At 38.3% G+C, this 13,474-nt stretch carries 11 protein-coding genes; 5 read left to right on the forward strand and 6 right to left on the reverse strand.

What is annotated here, in order from left to right:
* Position 1 precedes the first annotated feature (1 nt).
* The gene (locus AAC073_RS01035) at positions 2–763 is read right to left on the reverse strand and encodes a DUF1080 domain-containing protein (protein ID WP_339921970.1); all 762 of its coding nucleotides are present in this window, start codon (positions 761–763) and stop codon (positions 2–4) included.
* 276 nt (positions 764–1,039) lie between these two features.
* Here AAC073_RS01035 and AAC073_RS01040 point away from each other — a divergent pair, with 276 nt between their 5' ends.
* From AAC073_RS01040 to AAC073_RS01050, 3 genes are all read left to right on the forward strand, one after another.
* Positions 1,040–2,221: an aspartate aminotransferase family protein gene (locus AAC073_RS01040; protein ID WP_339921971.1), complete on the forward strand. Its 1,182-nt coding sequence runs from the start codon at positions 1,040–1,042 to the stop codon at positions 2,219–2,221.
* 216 nt (positions 2,222–2,437) lie between these two features.
* The gene (locus AAC073_RS01045; protein WP_339921972.1) at positions 2,438–3,037 is read left to right on the forward strand and encodes a hypothetical protein; all 600 of its coding nucleotides are present in this window, start codon (positions 2,438–2,440) and stop codon (positions 3,035–3,037) included.
* Positions 3,034–3,552, forward strand: coding sequence for an HAD hydrolase-like protein (locus tag AAC073_RS01050; protein WP_339921973.1), 519 nt, complete (start codon positions 3,034–3,036; stop codon positions 3,550–3,552). The genes AAC073_RS01045 and AAC073_RS01050 overlap by 4 nt, the downstream gene beginning before the upstream one ends.
* Before the next feature lie 287 nt (positions 3,553–3,839).
* Here the strand turns inward: AAC073_RS01050 and AAC073_RS01055 are convergent, their stop codons facing one another.
* The gene (locus tag AAC073_RS01055; protein ID WP_048644070.1) at positions 3,840–4,298 is read right to left on the reverse strand and encodes a cold shock domain-containing protein; all 459 of its coding nucleotides are present in this window, start codon (positions 4,296–4,298) and stop codon (positions 3,840–3,842) included.
* A 488-nt stretch (positions 4,299–4,786) separates the two neighbouring features.
* Between AAC073_RS01055 and AAC073_RS01060 the strand changes: the two genes are divergently transcribed.
* Positions 4,787–6,070: an acetylxylan esterase gene (locus AAC073_RS01060; RefSeq protein WP_339921974.1), complete on the forward strand. Its 1,284-nt coding sequence runs from the start codon at positions 4,787–4,789 to the stop codon at positions 6,068–6,070.
* 128 nt (positions 6,071–6,198) lie between these two features.
* Here AAC073_RS01060 and AAC073_RS01065 read toward each other — a convergent pair whose 3' ends face one another.
* The 4 genes from AAC073_RS01065 to AAC073_RS01080 form a co-directional block, all read right to left on the reverse strand.
* Complete coding sequence (locus tag AAC073_RS01065; protein WP_339921975.1) at positions 6,199–7,932, reverse strand: FAD-dependent oxidoreductase; 1,734 nt, start codon at positions 7,930–7,932, stop codon at positions 6,199–6,201.
* Positions 7,933–7,969: 37 nt separating this feature from the next.
* Entirely contained in the window at positions 7,970–9,127 is a 1,158-nt protein-coding gene (locus tag AAC073_RS01070; protein ID WP_339921976.1) for an AGE family epimerase/isomerase, read from the reverse strand.
* 6 nt (positions 9,128–9,133) lie between these two features.
* On the reverse strand, positions 9,134–10,549 hold the full coding sequence (locus tag AAC073_RS01075) for a sugar porter family MFS transporter (RefSeq protein WP_339921977.1): 1,416 nt from the start codon (positions 10,547–10,549) through the stop codon (positions 9,134–9,136).
* A gap of 307 nt (positions 10,550–10,856) precedes the next feature.
* Positions 10,857–11,960 carry an o-succinylbenzoate synthase gene (locus AAC073_RS01080; protein WP_339921978.1) on the reverse strand — a complete coding sequence of 368 codons (1,104 nt, stop codon included), beginning with the start codon at positions 11,958–11,960 and terminating at the stop codon, positions 10,857–10,859.
* A 206-nt stretch (positions 11,961–12,166) separates the two neighbouring features.
* On the opposite strand from AAC073_RS01080, the gene AAC073_RS01085 reads away from it, so the two are divergent.
* Complete coding sequence (locus tag AAC073_RS01085; protein WP_339921979.1) at positions 12,167–13,390, forward strand: S-adenosylmethionine:tRNA ribosyltransferase-isomerase; 1,224 nt, start codon at positions 12,167–12,169, stop codon at positions 13,388–13,390.
* Positions 13,391–13,474: the final 84 nt, after the last annotated feature.

Below are 13,474 nucleotides of genomic sequence, written 5' to 3' on the forward strand. Positions count from 1 at the left end.
TTCAATCTAACTTTCTTGCCCAAATATTTCTAAAACTAACAGGGTTCCCATGATCCTGGATATGGAATGGCAACTGCCCTTCATGCTCCACATAATGTGGTATACCAATGTATTCTGTAGGTCCTCTAAGTTCTACATTGTTTTGAACAAGGATTCCATTATGTAGGACTGTAATTCTTGCAGGGCTTATCAACATACCTTTCGTATTAAATCGCGGAGCTGTAAAAATCACATCATAAGTATTCCATTCACCTGGTGGGCGAGTAGCATTTACCAAAGGCGGGTGTTGTTTATAAATACTTGCTGCCTGTCCGTTAGAATAGGTTTTATTATCATAGGAATCCAAAATCTGTAATTCATATTTCCCCATTAGGAAAAAACCTGAATTGCCACGGCCTTGACCATCCCCTTTCACAACACTTGGCGAGCGCCACTCAAGATGCACTTGTACATCACCAAAATTTTCTTTGGTTTTGATACCTCCAGTTTTGGCTACTACAGTAAAAACGCCATCTTTTACTTCCCATTTTGGAAAGCTTCCATCCTTCTCACTAACCCACGCATCCAGGCTACTTCCATTAAAAAGTACTATGGCGTCTGCTGGAGGCAGGTGGTTCTCATTCCCTGGGCTTACGGGTTGGACAACGGGCTCATAAAATTCAGTGGCTTGAGGTGGTAATTTAATTTCTTTTTCCTGAGCTGTTACGGAAAAGGCGCCACTTACACCCAATACTAAAAACAAATAAAAGGATTTTGATTTCATTGGTATATTTTGGTTTATGAATTTGTAAGTTTCAAATTAAGTGATTTGTACCAGATAAACCCTAATTTAGGGACATTAATTTCACATTACTTGGATATTTCAAGGGATGACTATCCATTTTTTCCATATAAAAAAATGTTTTAAACGCACCTTCATTGATTGGTGTTTCTTTACAGGCCTTATTATGATTACTTTTGTCATCCATCATTAATAAATGCCTGATTTTCGCGAAAAACTGTGCTAGAAATAGGATTTTACCATTTGTAATTAAATATTATGAACAATCGACAGTTATTTTTATCTCATTTGGCTCAAACCACTGATTTCCCTCTGCTGATAGAGATAGAAAAAGCAGAAGGGGTATTTCTTTATGGTCCTAAAGGCGAAAAATACATGGACCTTATTGCGGGAATTGGGGTGTCCAACATTGGCCATCGCCATCCAAAAGTATTAGAGGCTATCCGAAATCAATTGGATAAATACCTTCATTTGATGGTCTATGGAGAATATGTTCAACAACCTCAAAATCTTTTAGCAAAAGCTTTAGTCGATACACTCCCACAAGGACTTGACAATGTATATTTGGTCAATAGCGGTAGTGAAGCAATCGAGGGCGCTTTGAAGCTGGCCAAAAGATACAATAATCGAAAAGAAATCATCTCCTGCACAGATGCTTACCATGGTTCTTCACACGGGGCCTTGTCAATCGGAGGAAACGAAATTTTTAAACGAGCATACAGACCATTGCTTCCTGGCATTAGAAACATCGCGTATGGCGTCGAGGACCAACTCAGCTTTATTACTACCGAAACGGCTGCCATAATTTTAGAAACAATACAAGGGGAGGCAGGAATAAGAGTGGCTGACAAGCATTATTTCAGGGCCTTGCGTGAAAAATGTAACCAGACTGGTACCCTATTGATATTGGATGAGGTACAAGCCGGTTTTGGTAGAACAGGAAAATTTTGGGCTTTTGAGCATTTTGATATCCAACCAGATATCTTAGTATGTGCCAAAGGCATGGGTGGTGGAATGCCAATTGGCGCTTTTATTTCTTCCAAAAAAATCATGGATGCCTTGAAAGAAAATCCATTGTTAGGTCATATAACTACCTTTGGAGGACACCCAGTGAGTGCGGCAGCATCTTTGGCCACCATCAAAGCAATTTTAGATGAAAACTTAATAACACAAGTAGAGGAAAAAGCGGAATTGTTTAAAAGCTTGTTGAAGCATCCCAAAATCAAGGAGATTAGAAATAAAGGGCTGATGATGGCAGTAGCTTTCGACTCTTTTGATGTATTAAAACCTATAATAGACCGATGTATAGCAGGTGGGGTCATAACAGATTGGTTTTTATACTGCGACAATGCCATGCGTATCGCACCTCCACTTACCATCAGCAAAGAAGAAATAAGATTGGCTTGTAAATGCATTTTACAAGCCATCGACGAAGAATAATCTGATTTAATTTAAATTTAGAATTAGCGTTACCTAATAGTAGCATTTCATAAACCAATTTTTTATGAATTGCTATTGTTTGCATTAATATTCCGAAAGGAAAGGGAGATGCAAATTGTACAGAGAACAATTGGACAAAGCTTTGAAATTTTGTCTATTTTGCAGAGAAATTGATTATACTAGAATAGATTAATTAAAAAATTAACCAATTGCATTATGATGATCCGCTATTTTTTATTCACCTTATTGCTATCCCTAAGCTTAAAACTTTCGGCTCAGGAAGAAGCTACCACTACCTCCGAAGGGATAGAAGATGGTACGATTGAACAACAATTTGACTATTTGAAAAAGGTATCAACCAACTATCAAGAGTATAAAGTCATCAAATTTCGTTCCCTTGAAAAACTCCAATCCAATATATTGGATTCTATTAATGGGTACCAAACTACAATTCAGGAATTAAAAACGACGTTGCAAGAAAACAAAACACAAATTACCGACTTGAATCAACGGCTCACTACCACCAAAGCAGATTTTGATAGGGCAGTTGAGGAGAAAGATAGTTTTAGCATTTTTGGGATGTTATTGCACAAGAATTTTTATAACAATCTGGTATGGGGAATAATCATACTCTTAATATTAATTTTGGTTATTTCTTATTTCCGGTTTAAGAGAAGCCATCAAGTAACAGCTGAAACACAGCAAAGCCTTGAGGACCTTCGGGAGGAATTTGAATTGCACAGGAGGAACACCTTGGAAAGAGAACGAAAACTTAATCGTCAGTTGGTTGATGCTTTAAACAACAAGGATTCATGAAAACCATTGCCATAGACATGGACGGGGTGCTGGCAGATGTGTATCAGCAATTTATTGATATGCACTTTAGCGAAAGTGGTATGACGCTACAAAGGAGTGACATGGTAGGGTTGACAGAAGCAGAAGCTTTCCCTCACCTTTTAAAACATGTGAACACCAAAGGTTTTTTTGAAACAGTGCCCCTCATCCCAGGTGCACAGGAGGTTGTAGAGGAGCTGTCTAAGCAATATAAAATTTTCATCGTCTCTGCAGCCACTGAATTCCCACTAAGCTTGACAGAAAAGCATATTTGGCTTAGCAAACATTTCCCGTTTATCAGCTGGCAACAAATGGTGTTTTGCGGTTCAAAAGATATCATTAAGACCGACATTATGATCGATGATCATTTTAAAAATCTTGATGTGTTTCATGGGAAAACCTTTCTTTTTACGCAGCCCCACAATGAAAAATCCAGCCCTGGTAAACATGAAAGGGTAAACAATTGGATCGAGATCAAAAATATCCTGTTGGGTTAACACACATGTTCCTTTCCGGTATTGAATTCCTCCTTATCAAAACAAAAACCTCTATTCTAACAACTAAAAAATCTCCTCAAAACCAATCGAAATGGTTTTGAGGTGATTTAAGTAAGCCATGGAAATAAAAAATTCCATCTTTTAAAAAACCAGAAAATGTTTTTTTTTAGATGGAATTCAAGTACTTATCAGCGCCTTACGGCAAATATCATCTTAGGCAAAGAAGTGAAAGCGCCATTGCTGTCACATAACTTTGCTCAAGGAATTTATATAAAACGATAGAAGGATTAAGTGGCTAGTTTTACATCAATAGCACTTAAACCTTTAGGAGTTTTTTCAGTTTCAAAGGTTACTTGATCATTCTCTCTGACGTCGTCAACCAATCCTTTTACATGGACAAATATACTGTCCTGAGATTCTAAATCTTTAATAAACCCGTAACCTTTGGATTCATTGAAAAAAGTAACTTTACCCTTTCTTCTGAGATCTTCAGGATCTATAGGTGCTTGCTTAGATACACTTACTTCAATGTCTTCAAGCTCAATTTTTTTCTTCTTAACTGTAGGATCAGGGGGCGTTGAAGTGATATTTCCATCTTCGTCTACATAGGCAATCATATCATCCAGATCTCCTCCTTTATTGGAATTGGATTTCCTTACCTCTTTTTTTTCTTCCTTCTCTTTCTTCTTCCTTAATCTTTTTTTCTCTTTTTCTTTTTTATTAAAAGTTTCTTTCGATTTTGCCATAAATTATTTTTTGTTCTTACGTTAGTTTCATCCAGATATTTACCCGATCTTCCAGTAAATGCTTCCCAAATAACTGAAATTTTATTCATCAGGAAGAGCAAGAGTTCTGGAAAAAACCCATTTCAATCCAGTACAATCTTCAAGATAATTAGGTATTATTTCTCCGAGTAGGTACAAATTTGGCCAAAATAATGGATTTTTCCTATTTCAACCCATTAATATATTTTTTAATTCCGCAGCTAAACGCCTTTTAACCTAATTTAACCCTTACCTACAATTCTCTATTGTAAAAGGTTAAGATATCATAAAAATTCAGATGGGCTAAATCGGCATTTCTGAGAAAGTTATGCCGGTGATTTTTTAGGTGTTTTCACCTTAGAAAAGAAGAATTATTGTATTTTCGGGATTAAGGAATACTTCTATCCTAGAAATAGATTTTCTATTCATAAATCAGAACTATTAACAATTTTAACCAAAATTATTTATCAATGAAAAAATGTTATCTCTTATTACTTTTCGTTGGACTGGTCTTCAGCCAACTAGCCTTGGGACAATCCCAACAAGGCCAGCTTATCCGTATAATGGTAAGCCCATCATCCCCAGACATGATTTACCAAAAAGGGGATAACATTTCATTTGATGTAGCGGTATATAAATTTGGAAAATTAGTAGAAGGAGCTGAAATAGAATATGAAATTGGTCCGGAAAAAATGAATCCTGTCTTAACAGGTACCAGCACCTTAAAGAAGGGTACCACTACAATTAATGGTGGAAAGCTGAATACTCCTGGTTTTGTCAGGTGTCAGGTCACCTACAAAGAAAATGGAGAAACCTATAGCAACACAGGTACAGCAGGGGTGACACCTTTAGATATCCAACCAACAACTACCTTACCTGATGACTTCAAGGCATTTTGGGATGAAGGCAAGGAGGCCCTAAAGAAAATTCCTTTAGCACCTGTACTTACCCTTATGCCAGAACGTTCAACCCACCATACAAATGTTTACCACGTTTCCTTTAAGAACATCAGTGGTGATATTTATGGCATTTTAACCAAGCCTAAGAAACCAGGCAAATACCCAGCTATCCTACATGTACCAGGAGCGGGAATCAGACCTTACTCTGGTGCCAATCTTAATCAGAATGTCATTTCTTTACAGATTGGAATCCATGGTATCCCTGTTAATCTTTATGAATCTTCTCTGTATCAAGACTTAGGCGCAGGCGCTTTAAATGGTTACAATAGGATCTTTCTTGATGACAAAGACAAATATTATTACAAGAGGGTTTATTTAGGCTGCGTGAGAGCGGTGGACTTTATCTTTGCACAAGAGGAATTTGATGGTGAAAATATTGGCGTAATGGGTGGAAGCCAGGGAGGTGCCTTGTCGATCATAACAGCAGGCTTGGATGAGAGAATCAAATACCTGGTGAGCTATTACCCTGCCCTTTCAGACCTTACAGGTTACCTGCATGGTCGTGCAGGAGGTTGGCCACATTTGTTCAGAGATGAATGGAGCAATCAACCCAACAAAATTGAAACCTCAAAGTATTATGATGTCGTTAATTTTGCGAGATTTGTAAAAGTTCCGGGTTTCTATTCCTGGGGCTTTAATGACAATGTTTGCCCTCCAACTTCCATGTATTCTGCCTATAATGTTGTGCCTGGTAAAAAAGAATTGTCTCTTTATCACGATGCTGCACATTGGCGCTATTCAGAGCAGAGCGCTGAAGGACACGATTGGTTGATCCAAAAAATCGGTGTTAGATAATTTTTAACTGAAAGTAAAAAGCGCCTGAAAACCCAATGTTTTCAGGCACTTTTTTTATTCATTCAATATATTCCTTTTCGAATTAATACCTTTATCTGGTACAGATACTTATCTCAAAAGGGTTAAGCCTACTTAACAGACGCTGGCCATGCAGTCTCAATTCCTTGTGTCCTTACAAAGGATTGGAATTCTTTTAACAAATTACTGTCCTCTCTAACAGTTTTAGGACTAACTTTCTTACTTATTGCAAAAGGAACCAACATCCCAACCGCTTCACCAATACTCCATTCAACAGGATGTAAACGGTAGCAACCATTGGTAATATGCGTTGTCCCAATATTCTTATTTGCAGGCAATAGGTTTTCCGTTTCCTGAGGGATCAATGCACCTAAAGGGATCTGAAATGGCAGGGATCCAAAATCTATGTAATTGTCTCCACCGCAACTTGGGTGTAAATCAATATGGTAATAACCAATACCTACACTATCATAAAAGTCTGCTGCTTTTAAATCCTTTCCTTCAAGTCCCGAAACCTGGGCGCGTTGGGCAGCTCCCACATGCTCTTCTTTTACCGTAAAGAGGGCTTTTATTCTCCTGGCTTCTCTTACGTAAGGATATTTTGCCAAGCCATCCTCCGTACCCATTAAGTCATTTCTCAACCTAAGTCCTGACCATCCCTTACCTCCATCCGGTCTAGGAGCTTCCGTTTGCAACCAATATAGTAAAGACAAGCTTTGTTGCTTGCCAGCGTCAAGGTGCTTTTTAAATTCATTCTCACTTACATCTATTATATTTCCGGACACATAATCATTTTGTGGCCAATTTACCAGGGTGGCGTCTCCCTGATAAAACCCCGGCTGATGATTTGCTTGAGAAATGATTTTTCGGTAAACCATCAAATTCAAACTATTACCTGTCTTTAAGCCTTCTGGGTGAAATCCAAGTTCCTTTGGCTGTAAGTCTTTCGGGCTGCTATAGTTAAGTTCAAGCATTTTTCCAGCCCATGGAGGATTCATTTCAGGAGTGAAATTTCTCCAATAATCGTAATTTGAAGGTTTAGGAATTGTCCAGTCCTCCCCTTTGACATAATCAATTGCAAAACAAACAGTAAAGGCCTGGTTATTATCTGGCCGATGGGTCACTCCAGCATGAAATTCTCCTGTGTCACCTTTTGCTTCACTCCCAGTGATGTAAGCTGTTCCAGTCAAAGGGAGCAAGTCCCCTAATTCCGTGGCATCCACAAAATATTCCCCTTCCAAAAGAACATTTTTATTGGTAAGCAAGTTTTTAGCAGTCAACGCTTGCACTCTTTTACCTGCTACTTTTGCAGATTCTACCTTGTGATGCTTTAAAAGGATAAGTTTGCGAGAACTTTCATAGGCTGCAAACATTTCCTCCAAAACCATATGCCCCACCTTCGGTTCAAAGCAAAGTCTTGACACCGACCCTCCTCCTGGATTTAATAATTTATTGGATGCGGCTTCAGGAGTTAAAGGGAAATATCTTTTGTAATAATCCCTGATTTTTTCTCTAAAAATCCTATACAATTCAGGTGCACCATGTGACTCAATCCATTGGTGTTCATCAGGTGGTACACCTTGTTGGGAAAGTTGGCCACCTAACCAATCTGTTTCTTCCGTCATCACCACAGTCAAGCCATTTCTAAGTGCAGCAAAAGCAGCAGCACAGCCTCCAAGCCCAGCCCCAGCTACAATCAAATCTGCCTGTAAAACCTTTCCACTTTCGTTTATGGTCACACTTTTCCTATTTTGACTAGCATGTACCGGTAAACCTGTAAGTGTGGCAGAAGCAATGGTTCCTCCACCCAATACCACCTTACCCATAAAGTTTCTTCTATTCATCTTATCTATAATTAATAGGCTTAAATTGAATGTTTTTTTATTTGATTTTCTCTAAACTTTTCCATACTTGAAACAAGCCCCGGGGTACATGAAAACAACCTTTCCACTTTCCACCTTTTAATGGCAACTGCACCTTGCCGTATCTGTCCAAGTAGCCAAACCACTCTGGGGAATCGGGATCTTTAAAATGTTTCCAGGTATAGTCGTGTATTTTATTAAACCACTGAAGGCATTCATTATTGCCTGTGATGGCATATGCCTTGGATAAAAAAACCAAAGTTTCCAAATGAACCCACCATAACTTCTGGTTCCATTCTAACTTTTCAGATGGGTGACCCAAAATATCCAGGAAATAATATATGCCTCCATACTCCTTATCCCAGCCATATTCAAGAGTCTTCAAACCAGTAGCTATTGCTTTTTGGCACAAGCTATCATCCTTGTATTTTTGGCTTAAGTCTAGCATAAACCACATCGCTTCGATGGCATGCCCCGGACTTGTTAACCTTCCTTCATAGGAATCTGAAAAACTTCCATCTGTATTCACATTCTCCAATATCAATCCTGATTGTTCCTGAAGAAAAACCTCCATTACCTCGTGGATTACACCTGGAACCAATGACTTGACCTTATCCTCCTCTAGCAATGTCTCCATCTCCAGTGTTAAATTGCTCAAAATCATGGGCAAGGCAAAGCTTTTTAAATTTCTCGTACCTGGAAAGGTTTTATTGTAAAAGCCTTTTGGATTGTCCTTTCGCTTCAAGATATTTTCAAATGTCTTCAAGGCTATTTCCGCATATTCCTCACAAGGGGCTACTTTGTTTAAAGCTGCAAAAGCCATTGCTGCAAAGCAATCGGAAAAAATATTATAAGGCTGAACCAATGGGTTCCCTTTTTGATTTAAAGAAAAATAAAAGTCACCGTTTTTATCCCTACCATGTTTAATTAGAAAGGCAGCCCCACTCTTGGCAAAATCAAGCCATTGCTTATTTGGTTTCACCTGATCATATAACATGGCAAACATCCATACTTGTCTGGCTTGCAACCAGACGAATTTGTCTGTGTCATACACCCTACCAAACTGATCAAGACAGGTAAAATAACCACCATTCGACTTATCAGGGCTGTTCTTCTCCCAAAAAGGAATCACATTGTTTAAAAGTTCCTCTTTGTATAAATTCAAATATTGCTTCATTGCTAATTATTTATTATTTACCCCTTTTCCAAACCAGTAATTTTCTATTTCTTCCAAGCTCTTACCAGCTGTTTCGGGTATTTTTTTCCAGATAATATACAGGTAGGGAAAGCACATCAATGCAAAAAACAGAAATGTACCCGAAGGTCCCAAATTTTTCAAAAACCATGGAGTCAATTGACCAACCAAATAGGTACCTACCCAAAGTGAGAATCCAGCAATCGACATGGCTAAACCTCTGACCTTATTGGGGTACATTTCAGATAGCAAAACAAAAATTACAGCAGAGATCGAAATGGCGGTGAAAAATATATAGGCAAGGAATAGCACCAGCAAAAAAAGGGAAGGCAAGCCATAAATTTCGCTTCCATAGAAATAAAAGCTTATCAATAGTAAGGAAAGGACCATTCCTGATACACCAAAGTAAACCAATTTTTTCCTCCCTACCCGATCTATAATAAACAATGCCAAAATAGTTGTTAAAACATTTACGATCCCCACCATCACCTGATAATAAAGGGCGTCCCCCCCACTTAACCCAGACTGCTCAAAAATACTTGGCCCATAATACAGCACAGCATTGACGCCCATGAATTGGCCTAGAATGGCTATGGCCATCCCCAACAATACAGGCTTTAGTATTAACGGATTTTTTAACAGGCCCCAGTTGCTTTCTGTGTTCTGATCTGCCAGATTCAAAACTTCTTTAACTTTTTGTTTACCAGTGACAGCTGAGGTGTAAAGCTTCGTGAAGACATGTTCAGCTTTAGTGATTCGATTGTTAATGACAAGCCAACGGGGGCTTTCAGGTATAAACAACAGCACAATAAAAAACAAAAATGCCGGAAGGATTTCCATTCCCAACATTGCCCTCCAAGCTTCCTTGTGAAAGACTTGAGACAATAAAGGGCTATCTATGAAAAGTTGCGTTTCAGCAATACGCAACAATTGAAAGTTCATTAAAAAAGCACCTAAAAACCCAATAGTGATCGCTAACTGATACAATGAAACCAGACTCCCTCTAATGGCTGAAGGGGCAACCTCGGATATATACATTGGCGAAACAATCGATACCATCCCTATACCCGCTCCCCCTATTATCCTATAGATAATCAATTCATTATAACTACCGGCTATGGCGCAACCTATCGCGGAAATAGAAAATAAAACAGCTGAAAGGAGCATCACTTTTTTCCTTCCGTATTTATCTGAAAGTCCACCAGCAAAGCTTACCCCGATTATCGACCCAAGTAGTGCGCAACCTACATACCAGCCTTGGGCGATTACCGACAGCTCAAATTGCTGGCTCACTTGACTAATTGTTCCTGAAATAACAGCAGTATCATACCCAAACAAAAATCCTCCAATGGCTGCCACAAGAGATAAGAAAAGTATATAGAGGTAAGATGGGTTTATCTTCATAGAAAGTTCTTTTATAAGTGTAAAAAGGATAGCGTCTATCCCTCTATTTGATGGAATTAAATACTGGTACCTAAAATAGTTGATTATACTTGAAATATGCAACAGCCTTTCTGCAAGCTGATAATACTGCTGGTAATAATAAATTGAAAGTTAGGTTAGATGGCTACTAAACTTGGTTTCTACCTATCTTTCCCTTTTGTTTTTTTAAAAAGGCATATACCTCAAGAGTTCCTCTTTGAACTATTAGTTAAACATACATAACCTTTAATTCTAAATAGGCGATACTCATCCTATGGCAAACCCTGCGTTAATCATTTAAAATTTCTGATAATTTCCAATCCAACGTGCTATCATAGCTTAATTTTCCATTTAAGATCTTTAATGGAGAATCAAGATTGTTATGATACAATTGCCCTGTCCCTAGGCCTTGAGGCATTTCAGCCTTTAGTGAGGAAGTAAGTTGAGCAATCGCATTCAACCCAATGTTACTTTCCAAAGCTGAGGTCATCCACCAACCCGTGTCAGTTTGCTGGGCCAGTGCTACCCAATCTCTAGTGGAAACTATTCCACCAAGCAAAGTAGGTTTTAGGATAAGAAAGTGAGGCCTTATGGATTCCAAGAGTTGAAGCTTATTTTCCCGTCCATAAATCCCTATCAATTCTTCATCCAGGGCAATTGGAATGGGAGATTGCTTACACAATTCCCTCATCTCATCAATCAATCCCGGTTGAATGGGTTGCTCTATGCTATGGATTTCAAATTTAGCTAACCTTTCCAGTTTCTTAAAGGCATCTTGAGGGGCAAATGCGCCGTTTGCATCTACCCTGATTGAAATTTTATCGGTGGAGAAACGAGAACGTATTTTTCCTAGAAGTTCACATTCCTGATCGAAATCAATGGCCCCTATTTTCATTTTTATGCAGTCATAGCCTTGCTCGATCTTTTGATCTATCTGCCTTTCCATAAAAGCTTTCTCCCCCATCCATACCAAACCATTTATAGGTAGCGGTGAACCTGAAGCATAAAAGGCATTGTCCAATAATTTTCGTTGGCCGCCATTAATCAGGTCTAGTAGGGCTGTTTCGAGACCAAATTGCACACTTGGGAAATCCTGAAGCATCATGTTGTTCACCTGACGAAGCAGTACTTCCTGACTAGCCTGAAGTTCCATTTTTTCCACTAACTTCAAAATCTTAATCGCCTCCTCAAAAAAATTAGGGACATCATCCTTACTGAGTCCTTTTAAAGGACCTGCTTCTCCTATGCCAATTGTGCCTGGGAATTGGTCCGAAGTGACTTGAATAAAGTAAGTTATTTTCTCTTTAAGTACTCCTCTACTGGTTCCAGCTTCAAACTTGAAATTTAAAGGGTAGGCTTTAATTGAACATTTAACTTTAAATAATTGGGTCATTTTTATTTTTCGTTACACTCAAATATGACCATTTTCTTTCAATTCATAAAAGCTAAGGCATTACGAACAGCAGTAAATGTTACAGATATTATTCAAATGGTCAATGTCTGCATAGAAACGTGGCATAATATCCCGCAATTGGATGTAAAGGGCTATATTTGCATCGGATTTGTAAAAAATGTTCAATATATAGAATTATTAAAAATATGCGCATTGAAAGTGCTCCAAAGCTTCAGGATTATTATTATGAACTCCCCGAAGAATTCATCGCCAAATATCCCCTTGAACATAGAGATAAGTCCAAACTATTACATTATGAAAATGGCACTGTCCTTCATGAGAAATTTTCGAACATTGCAGGATTAATACCTGAAAATAGCCAACTCGTTTTCAATAATACTAAAGTAATTCCAGCTAGGCTTCACTTTCAAAAAGCTACCGGAGCCAAGATTGAAATTTTTTTATTAAACCCAATTCTGCCATCTTCGCTCATTCAGCAAAGCATGGAAAGTACTGGTCCTGTAACATGGAAATGCATGATTGGTAACCTTAAAAGGTGGAAAGAAAATGAATTGCTTACCAGTCAAATCCACATCGGTTCGCTTACCTATAATTTAGAAGCCAAACTTATCGATAGGGAAAATAGAGCTGTTGAATTGAATTGGAATCCCAAGAACAAATCCTTTGCCTCAATAGTGGAAGCTAGCGGAGAAGTCCCACTCCCCCCCTACCTAAACAGAGCCGCAGAGGAAGGTGATAAATTGCGTTATCAAACAGTTTACTCTGACAAAGAAGGTGCAGTAGCAGCACCAACAGCTGGCCTCCATTTCACAGATAAAACCCTCACCGATTTAACATCAAAGGGAATTTCTCTGGAATACCTTACCTTGCACACAGGGGCAGGAACTTTTCAGCCCATCAAACATGACAATGTTATTGAACATCCGATGCATAGTGAACAAATGGTGTTCTCAAAACAAAATATTCTGAATTTAATCGCCACTAAAGGAAATATTATTGCCGTGGGAACTACCTCCATGCGTTCTTTAGAAAGCCTTTATTGGTTTGGTGTTAATTTACTAAATGGAAATACGGATGTATTTCACATAGAGAAACTCGCCCCCTATCAGGAATACCCTAGTTTACCAGGAAAAACTGAAAGCCTTACAGCCATCCTTAATTGGATGCAACAAAATGAATTGGATCATCTTACAGGAACCACAGAGATATTTATTTTCCCAGGTTATAAATTTAAACTATGTAACGGTCTAGTGACCAATTTTCATCAACCAGGATCTACTTTAATTTTACTGGTAGCCGCTTTTACGCATGGGAATTGGAAGGAAATCTATAAAGAAGCAATAAACAATAATTATAGATTCTTAAGCTATGGCGACAGTAGTCTTTTGTGGAATGAAAAACTAACTTAGGTTTGTAATTGATAATTGAGGTGTTTTAACTGCATTAAGGTCAATGCATGCTTAGTGATTATCGCTGATTTAACATTACTGATC

Source organism: uncultured Cyclobacterium sp. (assembly GCF_963977555.1).
GTDB lineage: Bacteria > Bacteroidota > Bacteroidia > Cytophagales > Cyclobacteriaceae > Cyclobacterium.